The sequence below is a fragment of the Streptosporangium sp. H16 genome (genome assembly GCF_051918855.1).
Classification (GTDB): domain Bacteria; phylum Actinomycetota; class Actinomycetes; order Streptosporangiales; family Streptosporangiaceae; genus Streptosporangium.
The window spans coordinates 54,650-70,348 of the sequence record NZ_JBPXMD010000011.1 but is presented as its reverse complement, the minus strand read 5'-3'; the positions used below and the strand labels follow the sequence as shown (position 1 = coordinate 70,348).

Below are 15,699 nucleotides of genomic sequence, written 5' to 3'. Positions count from 1 at the left end.
GCACCGGAATGCTCCGGCGACGCGCACCGCTCGCGCTCAAGAAGTCTTCGGGGGGAGCGGTACCGATGCTGGCAGCGCGATATCAGCCAGCCATGACCGGAATGTCATGAGTGTGTAATGAATGTCCTCATCGTTAAAGGACGCGCTGACCACGGCGGATACTGGGACGGTGGCCAGAGTGATGCTGATCGAGGACGACCCGTCCGTGCGGGAGGGGCTGCGCCTCTCGCTCAGCCGTCACGGGCACGAGGTGGACGCCGCGGGCACGGGCGAGGAGGGGCTGCGGCGGCTGCGGGTCACGCCCGCGGACATCGTCGTGCTCGACCTGATGCTTCCCGGCCTGGACGGCTTCGAGGTGTGCCGCCGGATCCGGGCGGGGGGTCCCACGCCCATCGTCATGCTCACGGCCCGCGGTGACGATCTCGATGTCGTCAGCGGGCTGGAGGCGGGTGCCGACGACTACGTGGTCAAACCGATACGGCCGCGCGTGCTGGAGGCGCGGATCCGCGCGGTGCTGCGGCGCGGAGGCCCGGCCACGGGGGCGGGGGCAGAGGCCGGAGCCGGGGCCGGGACCGGGCGGGAGGAGCACGGCGACCTGGTGATCGACCGCGGTTCGCTCACCGTGTCCAGGGCCGGTGTCCCGCTCGTGCTGCCGCCGCTGGAACTGCGGCTGCTGCTGGAGCTGTCGTCGGCGGCCGGGCAGGTGTTCAGCCGCCAGCAGCTCCTGGAGTCGGTCTGGGACCTCGACTTCCTGGGCGACTCGCGGCTGGTCGACGCGTGCGTGCAGCGCCTGCGTACGAAGATCGAGGACGTTCCGTCGAAGCCCCGGTACATCCAGACCGTGCGCGGCTTCGGGTACCGGTTCGGCCCTCTGTGACGTCCGCCGCCGGAGAGGGACGGAGGCCGCGGCTGCCGTTCGGGGTGCGCGGGCTCCGGGCCCGGCTGGTGGTCGTCTTCGTGCTGCTCGGCGGGCTGAGCGCGCTGACCGCCGCCGGACTGGTCTACCGCCAGGCGAGCGACCTCATGCTGAAGCGGACGGAATGGTCGGTGGTCAACGAGTTCCGGCTGCGCGTCGCGACCCTCACCGAGAACATGCCGCACCCTCCCGACCGCGCCGCCCTGCAACAGCTCGCCAACGGCGTGGCGCCCGCGTTCCTGGAGGCGACCGGCGCCGCCGTCTACGGGAATTCGGGCCTGATCGCCTCCGGGGACGGCACCGGCCCGATCACGCCCGCGCTGCGCCGCAGCATCGCCGGACGGCACCGGCTGGCCTACCAGCGCGTCGTCTCCGCGGGCACCCCCTATCTCGTCGTGGGTACGCCCGTGCTGCTGGGCCGGCAGCGGACCCCCTCCGGGGTGGAGGCCTACCTCGTGACCCCGCTCGGCAAGGAGGCGGCGGACGAGGACGCGCTGGTCGCCGCCGCGCGGAACGGCGTGCTCCCGGTCGTGGCGCTGGCGGTGCTGTTCGCCCTGCTGGCGGCCGGGGGCGTGCTGCGCCCGGTGCGCGACCTCGACCGGGCCGCGCGCAGGCTCGGAGCGGGCGAGCTGGACACGCGGCTGAAGGTGAGCGGGGGTGACGAGCTGGCCCGGCTGGTGAAGACCTTCAACGCCACGGCCGCCGCCCTGGAGGCCAACGTGTCCGAACTGCGCGAGATGGAGGTGAGGGCCCGCCGGTTCGTCGCCGACGTGTCCCACGAGTTGCGCACCCCGCTGGCGTCCATCCTGGCGATGGCGGACATGTTCGAGGAGGAGGCCGGCCGCCTCGAAGGAGATCTGGCCCAGGCCGCCCGGCTGATGAACCTCGAGGTGGGCAGGCTGGTCCGGCTCGTCGAGGACCTCATGGAGATCTCCCGGTTCGACGCGGGGGCGGCGCGGCTCATCCTGGACGACGTCGACGTGGCGGACGCCGTACGGGCCTGCCTGCGCACCCGTGGCTGGATCGCCCGGGTCGCCCTGGACCTGCCCCCCGGCGTGCGGATCCGGATGGACCCCCGCCGGTTCGATGTGATCACGGCCAACCTCGTCGGCAACGCCCTCCGGCACGGCGCTCCTCCGGTCACCGTACGGCTGCGCGCGGAGGGCCCGCAGGACACGGGCCGCATCGTCATCGAGGTCAGGGACTCGGGCGAGGGGGTGGACCCGGACGTTCTCCCGCACGTCTTCGACCGCTTCTCCAAGGCCGACGCGGCACGTACGAGGTCGGACGGAAGCGGGCTCGGCCTGGCCATCGCCCTGGAGAACGCGCGCCTGCACGGCGGTTCGATCGACGTGGCCAACCCGCCGGGGGGCGGCGCCCTGTTCAGCCTCACCCTTCCCCGCCACCCGGTGCCCTCGCCCGACCGGCCGGGGACGTCCCCGTCACGTCGCCCGGAGCCGGGATGAGCGCGCGGGGGGCGGTGGCGCACGTGGTGGCGTGCAGGATGGCGCATGCGGTGTCGCGGGCGGTGGCGCGCATGATGGTGCGCGCGGTGGCGTGCCTGCTGGCGGTTGCCTCTCTGGTGGCCGGCTGCGGCATCGGCCCGACCGGTGTGATGGACGGGGGCGAACCCGCCGTCGGGTTCCAGCCCAGCACCCGGCTCTACTTCGTGTCGGGCGAACGGCTGCGGGCCGTGAGCCGCCCCCTGCCTTGGCCCCCGCTGAAGGAGACGCTGGAGCTGCTGGTGAAAGGGCCCAGCTCCGCGGAGCAGCGGCGGGGGCTGCGCACCGAGCTCGCTCCCGGCACGGACACGCTGGGCAAGGTCACCTCGGACGCGGCGAAGGTCCACATCTCCCTTACCGCTCCCAGCCCCGTCCCCAGCCCCGCCCCTCCCCAGGAGCCCCAGGAGAGGGCGCCGACCAGGCAGCTCTCCCGGGACCTGTGGCTGGGACAGCTCACCTGCACCGCCGCGAGCGCCCTGGCCGCGCGGTCGAACATCGACCCCGACGCCGTCACCGTCGTCATCCAGCGCGGCAAGGCCGAGCGGTTCGGCTCCTTCCGGTGCTCGGAGTTCCCCCGGGCACCGGGGTGACGCAGCCGGGGTGACGCAGCCGGAGTGACAACGCCGGAGTGACGGGGCCGCTCCGGCGGCCGGGGAGAGGATTTTCTGTCGGTGGGTGTGCCTACCGTGGGCGGGCACAGGATTCCGGCGCGAGCGAGGGAAGACCATGACCACACTCGAGAACCGGCCGCACACCGCGCTCCTCGTCGTCGACGTGCAGAACGGTGTCGTCGAGGGGACCCACCGGCGCGACGTGGTCGTCGCGAACATCGGCGGCCTTGTCGAGAGGGCGCGGCGGGAGCGGGTCCCCGTCGTCTGGGTCCAGCACTCGGACGAGCGGCTCGCCAGGGGGAGCGACGACTGGCGGATCGTCCCCGAGCTGGTTCCGGACGACGCCGAGCCGCTCGTCGAGAAGCACTACAGCGACTCCTTCGAGGACACCACCCTGGAGACCGTGCTGTCGGGCCTCGGCGCCGGGCGGCTCGTCGTCGCCGGCGCGCAGACCGACGAGTGCGTCCGCTCGACGATCCACGGCGCGTTCGTCAGGGGATACGACGTGACCCTCGTCAGCGACGCCCACACGACGGAGGACCAGACGGAGTGGGGGGCGCCGCCGCCGGACCAGGTCATCGCGCACACGAACCTGTACTGGACCTACCACACGGCGCCGGGACGGACGGCCGGGACGGCCGAGGCCAAGGACGTCGACTTCGGCGGCACGTCCTGAGACCTGCGTGACGCGGACGGCGGCACCCGGGGACGTGCACCGGACCCGGGTCGCCGGGCGTGGATCACCGCGGACCGTGCGCGCGGGTGGGAGCGGACACGGCTCGTCGTCCCGCTCCCACCCGCCCCGCCTCGTGCCGAGAGGGCCGGCGGTGGCCGGCCGTAAGAGAACGATCAGTGACGCTCGACGGCCACCACGTTGTACGGAGTGGTCGGGGTGGGGGTCGTGGCGAAGCGGGCGTTGGGGAGATAGAGGCGGTCGCGGAAGGAGGCGACGGTGGTGGGGACGTCGAAGCGGCCGTCCGAGAGCTTGCGGACCACCTTCCCCGAGGTGGCGCCGCGGTCCAGGGAGAGGGACGTCAGGGTGTTCTGGCGGTTCTGCACGACGTGCAGGGTGCGGCCCTCCAGCAGCAGGCCGTCACCGTTGACCAGGGACTCTGTGCCGATGTCCACCAGGGTGGCCACGCCGGTCGAGGGGTCGACGCGGAACAGCCCGCCGGTGTTGGACTGGACGACGAGCAGGGCCCCGCGGTCGGGGGTCTGGGCGATGCCGTTGGCGTTGATGCCGGTCGCGTAGACGATGTCCCCGCTCAGCGGCACCTTCACCGCCTCGTCCGGCAGTGCTCCCCCACGCCCGAACGGCAGCTTGTACAGCACGGGGTTGGTCGAGTCGGTGAAGTACGCCGCGTCGCGGGTGAGCACGACGTCGTTGACGAACGCGGTGCCGGTGGCGAGCCGGTAGCTCGCGAGCACCTTGCCGTTCCGGGTGTCGATCACGCGGGCGTCGCCGCCCGTGCCGCCGGCGACGAACAGCCTGCCGCGCGCGTCGGTCTTGAGGCCGAGCGACGGGGTGCCCGGACCCGGATCGATGATCCGGCCCCTGCCCGTGCGCAGGTCGGCCCGGTAGATCGCGCCGGTCGCGCGCGAGCCGAAGTACGCGGCCGCTCCCGGGCCGATGGCGATCCCCTCCGGCTGGAAACCGTCCGGGAGGGAGAACTCGGTGGGATAGGCCGACTTCTCGGAAGAGGCGGAGGTCGTGGACGCGTCGGCCCTGGATCCGGTCTCGGCCGCCGCGGCCGGGGCCGCCATGAGCACGGTGAGGAACCCTGCCAGGAGAAATGCCACCTTCATTAAGGAACATCCCATCTGTCGCGAGTGCGATGGTCTACCCAAATGCCCGCTTGGGTAATGGATCTAACGTATGACGCCCGGCTGTAGCGCTCCCGTAAAGCGGGCCCGCCCGGGCGACGTCCCTGCCGTCGTTGGATAGCGTCGAGGTCATGCGGCTTCATGTGGGATGCGCGATGTGGTCTCTCGCGTCATGGCAGGGACGTTTCCTGCCCCATCCGCTCCCTCCCGGGGAGCGCCTGCGGTCCTACGCGACCTGGTGCAACGCGGTGGAGGGCAACACGACGTTCTACGCGACACCGGCGAGGAGCACGGTGGAGTCGTGGGCGCGGCAGACCGGCCCCGACTTCCGCCTGGTGGTCAAGCTGCCCAGGACGATCACCCACGAGAGGCGCCTCACCGGCGTCGACGAGGAGGTTCGGTCGTTCCTGGAGGCGATCGAACCGCTCGGGCCGCGAGCCGAGACCCTCTGGATCCAGTTGCCGGGATCATTCGCCCCGGCCGACCTCGGTACCCTGGCCGGCTTTCTCCGCGGGCTTTCCCGCTCGCACAGGTACGCCGTCGAAGTCCGCCACCGCGCGTTCTTCGACGACGCGCGATCCGTACGGCTTCTGGAAGGGGTTCTCGCCGGCGCCGGCGCCGAGTGGGTGCCCTTCGACACCACCACTCTCTTCCGGAGCCCTCCGACCAGCGACGCCGAACGAGAGGCGTGGTCGAAGAAGCCGCGCATGCCGCGCAGGTCGGTCGCTCTCACCGACCGCCCGATCGTCCGCTACCTCGGCCGGGACGACACGGCGAGCACGATCGAGGGCTGGCGGGACTGGGTCGGCACGGTCGCCGGGTGGCTGCGCGAGGGCCGCTCGCCGACCGTGTTCGTCCACACCCCCGACAACGCCGAGGCGCCGGCGCTCGCCCGTCGCTTCCACGACGACGTACGAGCCCTGCTGCCCGAGGTCGAGCCGCTCTCCGAGCCCGTGCCCGTCGAGCCGCTGACCCTCTTCTGACCGCCGGGCCTCCCGCCGCTTCTGACTGCCGGGCCTCCCGCCGCGCGGTGGTGAGCCCGGCCGTCCGCGCCGCGTGTGGCCGGGCCGGCCGCCGCAGTGATCAGGCGGTCTCCGGCCGGGCCGCCGGTGTGACGGGGGTCGCGTCCCGGGCGGTGGTGTCCGGCCTGGGCTGCCGCAGCACGACGAGCGCGACGGTGAAGGCGGCCAGGAGCAGAGCGGCGGCGACGCCGAAGGCGAGGTGGTAGCCGCCGGTCAGTGCGGCCGCCTCGCTCTCTCCCGCGGACAGCAGTTCCCCGGTCCGCCGGGCGGCCAGCGTGGACAGCACCGCGACGCCGACCGCCATGCCGATCTGCTGGGTGGTGTTGAACAACCCGGACGCCAGGCCCGCGTCGTCGGCCCTGGCCCCGGACATGCCGAGCGTGGTCAGGGCCGGGAGCACCAGCCCGCCACCCGCGATGAGCAGCATCACCGGGAGCAGGTCGGTGACGTAGTTCGCGTTCACCGGTACGCGGGTGAGCCAGCCCATCGCCCCGAACAGGAGCACCAGGCCCGCCAGCAGGACGGCACGCTCGCCGAAGCGGGTGTTGAGCCGGGCGGAGAGGAACAGGGACACGCCGCCGATGGCCACCGCCGCGGGAAGCATCGCCAGGCCGGTGTCGAGCGCCCCGTACCCGAGGACCTTCTGCATGTAGAGCGCGACGATGATCTGGAAGGCGAACATGGCCGACAGCGTCAGGATCTGGACCAGGTTGGCGCCCGAGACGTTGCGCGACCGGAGGATCCGCAGGGGCATCAGCGGGGTCCTCGCGGTCGCCTGGCGGATGACGAACGCGGCCAGCAGGGCGAGCGACACCGCACCGAGACCGAGGGTGTGGGCCGCGAGCCAGCCGTACTCCTCGATCTTGACCACGGTGTAGATGCCCAGCATCAGGCCGCCGGTGACCAGCACGGCGCCGATGACGTCGGCCCCGGCGGCGAATCCGATCCCGCGCTCGCCCGGCAGTGCCCGGATCGCCAGCGCGATCGTGGCCAGCCCGATCGGCAGGTTGATGAAGAAGATCCAGTGCCAGCTGAGCGCGTCGGTGAGGACCCCGCCCAGGACCTGGCCGATGGAGGCTCCGGCGGCGCCGGTGAAGCTGAAGACGCCGATCGCCTTCGCGCGCTCCCCGGGCTCGGTGAACAGCGTCACCAGGATGCCCAGCACGACCGCGGAGGCCATCGCGCTGCCGACGCCCTGCAGGAACCGGGCGGTGATCAGCATGCCGGGCCCGGAGGCCACTCCGGCCAGCAGCGACGCGGCGGTGAAGACCACGTTCCCGGCCAGGAACATGGTCTTGCGGCCGATGAGGTCGCCCAGCCGGCCGGCCAGCAGGAGCAGCCCGCCGAAAGCGATCAGGTAGGCGTTGACGGTCCAGCTGAGCCCGGCGGGTGAGAAGCCCAGATCCGCCTGGATGGCCGGCATCGCCACGGTCACGATGCTGCCGTCCAGGATCGTCATCAACATCGCGGCGGACAGCACGGTGAGCGCGAGCCAGCGTGACGGGGACGCGCCGGCGCGGGAGGACCGGGAGGACCGGGAGGGTCGAGGGGGCCGAGGGGAGGGTGCGGTGTGCGGCATGGCCGTCTCCTGTTCGAAGGGGAACAGGAGTGACCGTAGCAGATAGTTTTGTTATAGACGATCCTTTATGGATTCACTTTGTGCGCTGCCGTGCCCGCCTGATCCCCTGCGGCACCTCGGCCGGAGTGGCCAGATGGCCTGTCACCAGGCGGTTCATCGCCCGTACGAGCACCTCGGCCTCGTCCTCGGGCAGCGAGCCCAGTGCCGCCCGGTGCACGCCGTCGACGATTTCCTGGCTCTGCCGCGCGACCTCCGCGCCCTTCTCGGTGACCGCGATGATCCGGGCGCGCCGGTCCGTGCTGGACGGGCGGCGCTCGGCGAGCCCCGCCTTCTCCAGGGCGTCGACCGTGACCACCATCGTGGTCTTGTCCATGTCGCCGAGCTCGGCGAGCTGGATCTGCGTGCGCTCCTCCTCCAGGGCGTGGACCAGCACGCAGTGCATGCGTGCCGTCAGTCCGATCTCGGCGAGCGCCGCCGCCATCCGGGTTCTCAGGACGTGGCCGACGTGGTCCAGCAGGAACGACAGATCCGGCTCGGTGCGGGCGGGTGCCATGGCGGTCATGGCCCTACCATAGCCAACCGGTACCGTTCTGGATTATCTGCAAGCGGAAGCATCTGGCGGAGGTCCAGGCCGTCGACCGGCCGGCCGTCCCCCCAGGCAGGTCGGGTGCGCGTGCTCGCCGGAGACGTCATTCGTAGACGGGCGGGGCGGCCGGCGGGGGCGGCTTCGCGGTTCGGTACCGGGCGGGCGGCTGGCCGGTGACGCGTTTGAAGGCGTTGCTGAAGGCACTTTCCGAGGCGTACCCCCACTCGGAGGCCACCGAGGCGACCGTGCGGTCACCGGCACGCAACGCCTCGGCCGCGGACCGGATGCGCCAGTGCAGCAGATAGTCCAGCGGCGGCAGCCCGACGAGGGTCTTGAAACGCAGGGCGAAGCTGGAGCGGGACATGTCCACCTCGGCGGCGAGGCCGGCGACCGTCCAGCGGCGGGTGGCCTGCTGGTGCATCAGGGTGAGCGCGGCGCCGATCTGCGGGTCGTTCAGCGCCCCCAGCCAGCCGGGGATGTTCCCCTTGCCGGCCAGATGGGCGCGCAGCGCCTGGACGAACATGATCTGGGTCAGATGCTCGATCATCACCGTCGCCCCGAGCGGCTCGGTCGCGGTCTCGTGGGTCAGCATCCCCAGCACGGGGCGAAGGGTCCGGGCCTGGGGGCTGTCGGCGGGGATGCGCACGGCCGGGGGCAGGCAGTCGAGCAGCAGCGTCGCGGTCGTGTCGTCGAGGGTGATGCTGCCGCCGATGATGACGGTCGGCTCCGCGTCCGGGGAGGTGGTGCCGTACCGTACGTTCCTGATGTTGGGAGCATCGAGGTAGACGGCGTGGCCGTCCTCCGCCTCGACGTCCAGGTCGCTGGCGACCTCGTACGGCCGCCCGCCCGTGAGCAGGTAGCAGTCACCCGCCGACAGCCGCAGCGCGGGCGCGCCGTCGATGGTGAGCCAGCAGGCGCCGGACGTGATCGCGCCGATCTTGATGTGCCGGTAGCTCCGGAAGCGCAGCGCCCAGCGGCCGGCGGCCTCGAAGCGCGAGGAGAGGGCGCTGCTGACGTTCAGCAGGGTCAGGACATCGGACAGGGGGTCCACGGTGACTCCGGACGATCTCGCATATATGTCGGACTCTTTCTTATGGATTGTCCAGGTAGACGAGTTATAGCGTTCCAACGCCCCCCTCATCTGGAAGGAGTAGGACGATGAAATACGCACAGCTCGGCACCACCGGAGTCTTCGTCTCCCGCGTCTCGCTGGGAGCGATGAGCTTCGGCGGGCGTGGCTCACAGGTCTGGGAGGCGGTCGGCGCGCTGGATGTGAAGGACACCGACCACCTGGTGGGCACCGCGCTCGATCACGGGGTGAACCTCATCGACACCGCCGACGTGTACGGCGGGGGCGAGTCGGAGGAGCTCCTCGGCCAGGTGCTCGGGGCACGCCGCCGCGACGTGGTGCTCGCCACCAAGATGACCGCGCGGATGGCCTCCGGCCCCAACGACGTCGGCCAGTCCCGGCTGCACATCATGCGGTCGCTGGAGGACAGCCTGCGCAGGCTCCGTACCGACCACATCGACCTCTACCAGATCCACAACATCGACCCGATCACGCCCTTCGAGGAGTCCCTGTCCGCCCTCGACGACGCGGTGCGCCAGGGGAAGATCCGCTACATCGGCGCCTCCAACCTGACCGCCTGGCAGACGATGAAGGCCCTGGGCGTCTCCGAGCGGCGAGGATGGGCGCGGTTCGCCTCCCTGCAGGCCCAGTACTCGCTCGCGGCGCGCGACATCGAACGCGAGATCCTCCCCCTGCTCCAGGACCAGAGGCTCGGCCTGCTGGTCTGGAGCCCGCTGGCCGCCGGACTGCTGTCCGGGAAGTTCGACCGCACCGGCACGAGTGACGGCGGGGCACGCCGCAACCAGTTCCAGTTCCCGCCGGTGAACCTGGAGCGCGCGTACGACGTCATCGACGTCCTGCGCGAGGTGGCGGCCCGCCACGAGGTCGGCGTGGCCCGCGTCGCGCTCGCCTGGGTGCTCTCGCGCCCCGGTGTGAGCAGCGTCATCATCGGCGCCAAGCGCCCGGAGCAGCTCACCGAGAATCTCGCCGCCGTCGAGCTTGAGCTCACCGAGCGGGATCTCACCGAGCTGGACGCCGCCAGCGCGCTCCCGGTCGAATACCCCGGCTGGATCCAGGCCGACCACTCCGACCGCTTCCCCGGGCAGGGTGCGTGGGAGTTCACCCCGCAGAGTTGACCCTGACACGCCGGCAGGGCGTATAAAAGGATCATGAGCGACACCCTCGCCGACCGTCTCGCCCTCGGCATGGAGCAGGGCCGGCTGCCCGACCTCCACGCCGTGGTCGCCCTCCGCCGTGACAGGGTGATCCTTGAGTACTACGGCGAGGGCGAGGATTTCCGGCTGAACGAGCCGCTCGGCCGGGTGCGCTTCACGCCCGACACGCTCCACGACGTCCGCTCGATCACCAAGAGCGTCGTCGGCCTCCTGTACGGCATCGCCCTCGCCGACGGCCGGGTGCCGGAGCCGCGCGAGTCGCTGTTACGGCACTTCCCCGAGTATCCGGACCTCGCCGAGGATCCCCGGCGAGCCGCGCTCACGGTCGAGCACGCGCTCACCATGACGCTCGGCCTGGAATGGGACGAGAGCGCCCCCTACACGAGCGCGGCCAACAGCGAGATCGCGATGGAGCTGGCCCCCGACCGTTTCCGCTACATCCTGGAGCGGCGGATCGTGGACGAGCCGGGCAACCAACGGTCCTACTGCGGAGGCGCTTCTGCGCTGGTGGCGCGGCTCATCGAGAAGGGCACCGGCCAGGCGGTGCAGGACTACGCGCGTGCCAGGCTGTTCGAGCCGCTGGGGATCACGCGCTTCGAGTGGTCGACCGGCGAGGACGGGGTGGCCCTGGCCGCCTCCGGGCTGCGGCTGACCCCTCGCGACCTTCTCGCGATCGGGCGGCTCGTGCGCGACGGGGGCGGCGGCGTCGTCCCGTCGTCCTGGCTGGAGACGGCGCTGCGCCCGCACGTGCGGATCGACGAGGGGTCCCACTACGGCTACCACTGGTACGTGGGCGACACGTGGACGGGCGGGTTCGGCAACGGCGGCCAGCGGATCCACGTGGCGCCCGCACTGGACCTGGTGGTCGCCATCACCGCGGGACAGTACAACGGGCCTGACCAGTCGACCGCCTCGGTCGTGCTCGACGAGGTGATCCTGGCGGGCATCGGGCGCTGACCGGCGCGACCGGCGCGACCGGCCGTACGGTTACGGGTTCTTCGCCCGTGCGCGCTGCGTGATCGTGTTCCTCACGATCCACAGGACGCTCTGGTGGATCGCCACCCCGGCGGCGACGTTGAGCACTCCCAGCGCGGCCGCCATCACCAGTGAACCGTCGAGTCCGATCGCGTCGCCGGCCAGGAGCACGGCGGGCCAGAACACCGCGGCGGCAAGGAGGGAGACCCGCCACCATCGCCCGAAGACCAGGCCGAACAGGATCATGGTTGGTATCACGATTCACGCCCTTCGCAATGATCTGCCGACATTTTCATCATGACCTCGCGGCACCGGTTCTAAGCCCGCGAGATCGGTTCGATCGCCGTACCGGCCGGGATTTCTCGCCGCGAAGGCCACTTCCCGGCTCAAGCTCGCCCGCGCGGTTCACCGGCGGCTTCCACCGTCACGTCCCGTCTGATGCCCGGTGGAGCGCCCGGGGCGCGAGGAGTGCCGGTACGAGCGGTGCGGAGCCTTGGGAGGCCGTGCCTTGGGGATCCGGGAGCGTTGTTCCCCGCGAGCCTTCGGGCGGCGCTCGGCGGGCGCCTCCGAGCGGCGGACGTATACGGGAACGCCCGGCTGGAGGAACCGGTAGAGGTCGAGGGCGTTGTGCAGCGGGACCCGGACACATCCGTGGGACGCGGGGTAGCGGGGGACGAGGGTGGAGCCGTGGATGGCGATGCCGCCGTTGAAGTAGACGGGGTAGAACATCGACCCCAGGATCCCGGTGGACCAGCCGGGAACCCGCGCTCCCACCCGGTAGTCGCCGAGCGGGGTCGCGGCGAACCCGCAGTGGCCCTTCTCGCAGTACGACCTGCGGGCACCGGTCGAGATGTGGGTCACCAGCACGGGTTTCCCGCCTCTCCACGCCGTGAGGAGCTGGCGCCGTAGATCGATCTCGGTCCTTGCCGGCTCCCCGTACGACACCAGGGGCCTGACACGACGGGGGTGCAGGAGGGCCTGCCAGGTCGGCTGGTCGATCCTGTCGACGGGTTTCAACCCGTTCGCCTTCTGAAAGGCCCATACGGTCATGCGCAGAGCGGGGTCATACGTGGGGCTGAGATTTCCCGGGGGGAACCCCAAATCTTTAAGCCTTTTCTTTGCGTTGTGCACCTCTATTCCCCTGCTGCCTGCTTTGAGGGTCGTGAATTGATCCGGCAGGGGGACGTGCTGGGAATCGGGGGCGGGGTCGGCCACGGCGTGCGTGACGCTGAAGGGGAGGGTTGTGACCAGGGCGAAGACGGTGCTGGTGATCAGGGAGCGTTGAACTGTGCTTCGCATATGTGACGTCTATCCGCCGACAGGTGCGATCAACCCTGTAATGCTACTTGCCGGGGAGTAAGACTTATACATCCGCGTGCGGTTCAAGGATTATCTCGGGAGAATTTTCCCCAGAAAATATGTATATATTTCCGGGCGGCGTTATATGGCGATATTCACTAAATACTTCTGAAACCGTTGGACGTGCTCGGCGGGACCCGGCGGGGGTCAGCGGGGACGCGAGTAGCGGGCCGTCCGGTCGCGGGTGCGGAAGCCCAGTGCCTCGTACAGCCGAGCGGGCACCGGATACCCCGCGTCCCCCCGCACCGCGTATTCTCGCGCCGCTTCTCGCCGCCGCGCGAAGCGATTGATTCACGTGAAACCTTCGCCGATGTCCTGGGAAGACCACCCCGCTCTCGTGACGCACGTCGCGGGAACGGCCGCGCGGAGCGCGGGTGAGCGCAGGCCGATCAGCTCAGCCGGATGACGCCCTTGGAGACCTTGATCTTCTTACGGGCCAGCGGCCGCTTGGCGGGGCCCCTGGCCACCGAGCCGTCGGCGATCCGGAACTTGCTGCCGTGGCAGGGGCAGTTGATGGTCCCGCCGCGGATGGTCGAGACCGGGCAGCCCTGGTGCGTGCACTTCGCGCTGAAGGCGCGGAAGGTGCCCTTTTTCGGCTGGGTGACCACCCAGGTGCCCTTGATGATCCGGCCGCCGCCGACCGGAATGCTGCTGGTCTTGGCGAGGATGGGACCGGCGGTCTCCTCGGTGTCCTCGGAAGCCTCGGCGGGACGGACCCATGCGGTGGCCGACGCGATCGCGGCGGCGGCGCCGCCCGCGAGAGCACGGAAGATCATTAAGCGACGGGTGGGGGCGGGCATGGCGGGCCTCCTGGGGAGTGAAGGGGTCCGTGATAGATCACGTGTGTGGTTCATATCACAGGAAAGCGGGCCTGAAGCCACGCTCCTCGATCTTTCCCCGCGACACGCAGGTTGCCGCCGTGCCGTACCGCGATGTCCCTGGCGATGGCCAGGCCGAGACCCGCACCTCCCGCGTCCCTGTCCCTGGCCTCGTCCAGCCGGGTGAACCGGTCGAAGACCGCCTCGTGATGCTCGGCGGGAATGCCCGGTCCGTCGTCGAGCACGTCGAGCACCGCCTCGCCGCCGTCCGTGGCCAGCCGGACGGTGACCGCGGAACTCGCGTGGCGCACGGCGTTGTCCACCAGATTGGCCACCAGACGGCGCAGCTGCCCGGCGGAGCCGAGGATCACGGTGTCGGCCGCCACCTCCAGCGTGACCTCGATCTCCGGCCTGGGACGCGACCTGGCCGCCTCCTCGGCGGTCACCTGGCCGAGGTCCACCTCCTCGTGACAGATGGGCTCCCCGGCGTCCAGGCGGGCGAGCAGGAGGAGATCGGAGGTGAGGGCCTGGATCCGCTCCACGTCGGTGAGCGCCTCGGCCGCCAGCGGTCCCGGCCGGGCCAGCTCCAGGCGGGTCCGCAGGATGGCCAGCGGGCTGCGGAGTTCGTGGGCCGCATCGGCGACGAAGCGCTTGTGCCGGCTGACCGCCAGTTCGAGGCGGTCGAGCGTACGGTTCATGGTCTCGGCGAGGCGGGCGATCTCGTCACGCGACCTGGGGACGGGGACTCGCCGGTGCAGGTCGCTGGCGGTGATGTCGGCCATCTCGGCGCGGATGGCCGAGACCGGCGCCAGCGCCCGGCCGACGGCGAGCCAGGTGAGGGCGGCGACCAGCAGGAGCAACGCGGGAATACCGGGAAGCAGCAGGCCACGCAGGGTCGTCAGGGCGTCGGCGGTGGGTTCGAGTGAGGCCCTGGCCTGGACGAACAGCGTGCCGTTGGCGGTGTCCACGGGCATCGTGGCCAGGGCGAAGGACTCGCCGGGCGCCCATCGGGCCACCTCGGCGGGCCGGAGCGCGGCTCCGCCCGCGGTGTTCTGGACAGCTGCCGGGGGTGGCGCGGTCCTCCCGCCGGACGACCGGACGGCGGCCGGGCCGGAGAGTGTCGGGACAGCAGGCGCGGGGGCCGTGAAGATCTTGATGTCGGGGTCCAGGAGAGCAGGCTCCGAGTGCCAGGCGGCCCCGGTCCGCGCTCTGGTGACGGTCACCACGGTGGCCGACGGAGCATCGATCGTCCACGCGGGAGACGCCGGGGCGCCGGCCGACGTGGCGTCGATCGCCGAGGCGTCGAGCATCACCGTGCCGCCGGCGAGAACGTCCGCGGTGGCGCCGGCGCGGCGGGCGGCCTCGTCGGAGGCGCTCCGGGTCAGGCTCCCCGTCAGCACGCCGACGAGCACCGACGCCGCCACACCCAGCGCGACCGCGACGATGGCGGTCGCCGCGAGGGTCGCCCGGAGCCGTACCGACAGGCGCGACGCCATCTCAGGCCTCCAGCCGGTAGCCGGCGCCGCGTACGGTCACCAGCGACGAGCGGCCGAACGGAGAGTCGATCTTGCGGCGGAGCGCGCTGACGTAGACCTCGACGATGTTCGGGTCGCCGTCGTAGGCGAAGTCCCACGCCTGGGCCAGCAACTCGCCCTTGGAGACCACCTCGCCCTGCCTGCGCGCCAGGCCGTGCAGGACCGCGAACTCCTTGGGCGTGAGGGAGATCTCCACCTCGCCGCGGCGGCAGCGAAGCCCCGCCGGATCGACGGTCAGGTCGCCGACCGCGATGGACACCGGCCTCGCCCTGCCGCCCCTGCGTACCAGCGCGCGCAACCGGGCGAGCAGCACCACGTAGGAGAACGGTTTGGACAGGAAGTCGTCCGCGCCCGTGTCCAGGGCCTCGGCTTCGTCGTGCACCCCGTCCTTGGCGGTGAGCATCAGGATCGGCGTCCAGTTCTCCGCGTCGCGGAGCTTGGCACAGACGGTGTAGCCGTTCATCCGGGGCAGCATGACGTCGAGCACGATCACGTCGTACGGGTTCTCGGTCGCCATCCACAGCCCGTCGCGGCCGTCGTACGCGACGTCGACGGCGAATCCCTCGCCCGCCAGCCCCTCCTTCAGGAGGTGGGCCAGGCGCTTCTCGTCATCAACCAGTAGCACGCGCATGCCGCCCAGCCTGCCGTACCCCGCCTAAAGCCAACCTGAAGACGATTTCCGGCGCCTTCAGGCTGGGTTCAGGCAACGGGCGGGAGCCTGTGGTCTC

Annotated in this window: 16 protein-coding genes; 7 read left to right on the top strand and 9 right to left on the bottom strand. The window is 71.0% G+C overall.

Features of this window, described 5'->3' with window-relative positions; all coding sequences use genetic code 11:
* Positions 1-169: 169 nt before the first annotated feature.
* The 4 genes from ACTOQ2_RS19900 (at position 170) to ACTOQ2_RS19885 (ending at position 3,705) form a co-directional block, all read left to right on the top strand.
* On the top strand, positions 170-877 hold the full coding sequence (locus ACTOQ2_RS19900; RefSeq protein ID WP_440101506.1) for a response regulator: 708 nt from the start codon (positions 170-172) through the stop codon (positions 875-877).
* A complete protein-coding gene (locus ACTOQ2_RS19895) occupies positions 874-2,382 on the top strand; it encodes an ATP-binding protein (protein WP_440101215.1) in 1,509 nt (502 codons plus the stop codon). Before ACTOQ2_RS19900 ends, ACTOQ2_RS19895 begins: the two co-directional genes overlap by 4 nt.
* Positions 2,379-3,008, top strand: coding sequence for a hypothetical protein (locus ACTOQ2_RS19890; RefSeq protein WP_440101214.1), 630 nt, complete (start codon positions 2,379-2,381; stop codon positions 3,006-3,008). Before ACTOQ2_RS19895 ends, ACTOQ2_RS19890 begins: the two co-directional genes overlap by 4 nt.
* Before the next feature lie 136 nt (positions 3,009-3,144).
* Positions 3,145-3,705: a cysteine hydrolase family protein gene (locus ACTOQ2_RS19885; protein WP_440101212.1), complete on the top strand. Its 561-nt coding sequence runs from the start codon at positions 3,145-3,147 to the stop codon at positions 3,703-3,705.
* Positions 3,706-3,878: 173 nt separating this feature from the next.
* On the opposite strand, the gene ACTOQ2_RS19880 is transcribed toward ACTOQ2_RS19885, so the two are convergent.
* Positions 3,879-4,829 (bottom strand): superoxide dismutase, encoded by a 951-nt coding sequence (locus ACTOQ2_RS19880; RefSeq protein WP_440101210.1) that lies wholly within the window; start codon positions 4,827-4,829, stop codon positions 3,879-3,881.
* A gap of 155 nt (positions 4,830-4,984) precedes the next feature.
* Between ACTOQ2_RS19880 and ACTOQ2_RS19875 the strand changes: the two genes are divergently transcribed.
* Positions 4,985-5,836: a DUF72 domain-containing protein gene (locus ACTOQ2_RS19875; protein WP_440101208.1), complete on the top strand. Its 852-nt coding sequence runs from the start codon at positions 4,985-4,987 to the stop codon at positions 5,834-5,836.
* A gap of 100 nt (positions 5,837-5,936) precedes the next feature.
* Here the strand turns inward: ACTOQ2_RS19875 and ACTOQ2_RS19870 are convergent, their stop codons facing one another.
* The 3 genes from ACTOQ2_RS19870 to ACTOQ2_RS19860 all read right to left on the bottom strand — a co-directional run bounded on the left by ACTOQ2_RS19870 (position 5,937) and on the right by ACTOQ2_RS19860 (position 9,091).
* A complete protein-coding gene (locus ACTOQ2_RS19870) occupies positions 5,937-7,454 on the bottom strand; it encodes a DHA2 family efflux MFS transporter permease subunit (RefSeq protein WP_440101206.1) in 1,518 nt (505 codons plus the stop codon).
* Positions 7,455-7,527: 73 nt separating this feature from the next.
* Positions 7,528-8,016, bottom strand: coding sequence for a MarR family winged helix-turn-helix transcriptional regulator (locus ACTOQ2_RS19865; protein ID WP_440101205.1), 489 nt, complete (start codon positions 8,014-8,016; stop codon positions 7,528-7,530).
* Between the two features lie 127 nt (positions 8,017-8,143).
* On the bottom strand, positions 8,144-9,091 hold the full coding sequence (locus tag ACTOQ2_RS19860; RefSeq protein ID WP_440101203.1) for an AraC family transcriptional regulator: 948 nt from the start codon (positions 9,089-9,091) through the stop codon (positions 8,144-8,146).
* A gap of 107 nt (positions 9,092-9,198) precedes the next feature.
* Between ACTOQ2_RS19860 and ACTOQ2_RS19855 the strand changes: the two genes are divergently transcribed.
* Both ACTOQ2_RS19855 and ACTOQ2_RS19850 read left to right on the top strand, forming a co-directional pair.
* Complete coding sequence (locus tag ACTOQ2_RS19855; protein WP_440101201.1) at positions 9,199-10,245, top strand: aldo/keto reductase; 1,047 nt, start codon at positions 9,199-9,201, stop codon at positions 10,243-10,245.
* A gap of 33 nt (positions 10,246-10,278) precedes the next feature.
* Complete coding sequence (locus ACTOQ2_RS19850; RefSeq protein WP_440101199.1) at positions 10,279-11,241, top strand: serine hydrolase domain-containing protein; 963 nt, start codon at positions 10,279-10,281, stop codon at positions 11,239-11,241.
* A 30-nt stretch (positions 11,242-11,271) separates the two neighbouring features.
* On the opposite strand, the gene ACTOQ2_RS19845 is transcribed toward ACTOQ2_RS19850, so the two are convergent.
* The 5 genes from ACTOQ2_RS19845 to ACTOQ2_RS19825 all read right to left on the bottom strand — a co-directional run bounded on the left by ACTOQ2_RS19845 (position 11,272) and on the right by ACTOQ2_RS19825 (position 15,602).
* Positions 11,272-11,517, bottom strand: a complete 246-nt coding sequence (locus tag ACTOQ2_RS19845; RefSeq protein WP_362842578.1) for a hypothetical protein — start codon at positions 11,515-11,517, stop codon at positions 11,272-11,274.
* A 147-nt stretch (positions 11,518-11,664) separates the two neighbouring features.
* A complete protein-coding gene (locus ACTOQ2_RS19840) occupies positions 11,665-12,558 on the bottom strand; it encodes a L,D-transpeptidase family protein (RefSeq protein ID WP_440101197.1) in 894 nt (297 codons plus the stop codon).
* 449 nt (positions 12,559-13,007) lie between these two features.
* Positions 13,008-13,418 carry a Rieske (2Fe-2S) protein gene (locus ACTOQ2_RS19835; protein ID WP_440101195.1) on the bottom strand — a complete coding sequence of 137 codons (411 nt, stop codon included), beginning with the start codon at positions 13,416-13,418 and terminating at the stop codon, positions 13,008-13,010.
* Positions 13,419-13,468: 50 nt separating this feature from the next.
* Positions 13,469-14,932, bottom strand: a complete 1,464-nt coding sequence (locus tag ACTOQ2_RS19830) for an ATP-binding protein (RefSeq protein WP_440101193.1) — start codon at positions 14,930-14,932, stop codon at positions 13,469-13,471.
* A 1-nt stretch (position 14,933) separates the two neighbouring features.
* Positions 14,934-15,602, bottom strand: coding sequence for a response regulator transcription factor (locus tag ACTOQ2_RS19825; RefSeq protein WP_440101191.1), 669 nt, complete (start codon positions 15,600-15,602; stop codon positions 14,934-14,936).
* Positions 15,603-15,699 lie beyond the last annotated feature (97 nt).

What these genes read in the sequence shown, in the direction of transcription:
- ACTOQ2_RS19840 (WP_440101197.1), bottom strand. Translation starts at nt 12,558, where the DNA reads ATGCGAAGCACAGTTCAACGCTCCCTGATCACCAGCACCGTCTTCGCC.
- ACTOQ2_RS19870 (WP_440101206.1), bottom strand. Translation starts at nt 7,454, where the DNA reads ATGCCGCACACCGCACCCTCCCCTCGGCCCCCTCGACCCTCCCGGTCC.
- ACTOQ2_RS19825 (WP_440101191.1), bottom strand. Translation starts at nt 15,602, where the DNA reads ATGCGCGTGCTACTGGTTGATGACGAGAAGCGCCTGGCCCACCTCCTG.
- ACTOQ2_RS19890 (WP_440101214.1), top strand. Translation starts at nt 2,379, where the DNA reads ATGAGCGCGCGGGGGGCGGTGGCGCACGTGGTGGCGTGCAGGATGGCG.
- ACTOQ2_RS19865 (WP_440101205.1), bottom strand. Translation starts at nt 8,016, where the DNA reads ATGACCGCCATGGCACCCGCCCGCACCGAGCCGGATCTGTCGTTCCTG.
- ACTOQ2_RS19885 (WP_440101212.1), top strand. Translation starts at nt 3,145, where the DNA reads ATGACCACACTCGAGAACCGGCCGCACACCGCGCTCCTCGTCGTCGAC.
- ACTOQ2_RS19835 (WP_440101195.1), bottom strand. Translation starts at nt 13,418, where the DNA reads ATGCCCGCCCCCACCCGTCGCTTAATGATCTTCCGTGCTCTCGCGGGC.
- ACTOQ2_RS19850 (WP_440101199.1), top strand. Translation starts at nt 10,279, where the DNA reads ATGAGCGACACCCTCGCCGACCGTCTCGCCCTCGGCATGGAGCAGGGC.
- ACTOQ2_RS19830 (WP_440101193.1), bottom strand. Translation starts at nt 14,932, where the DNA reads ATGGCGTCGCGCCTGTCGGTACGGCTCCGGGCGACCCTCGCGGCGACC.
- ACTOQ2_RS19875 (WP_440101208.1), top strand. Translation starts at nt 4,985, where the DNA reads ATGCGGCTTCATGTGGGATGCGCGATGTGGTCTCTCGCGTCATGGCAG.
- ACTOQ2_RS19855 (WP_440101201.1), top strand. Translation starts at nt 9,199, where the DNA reads ATGAAATACGCACAGCTCGGCACCACCGGAGTCTTCGTCTCCCGCGTC.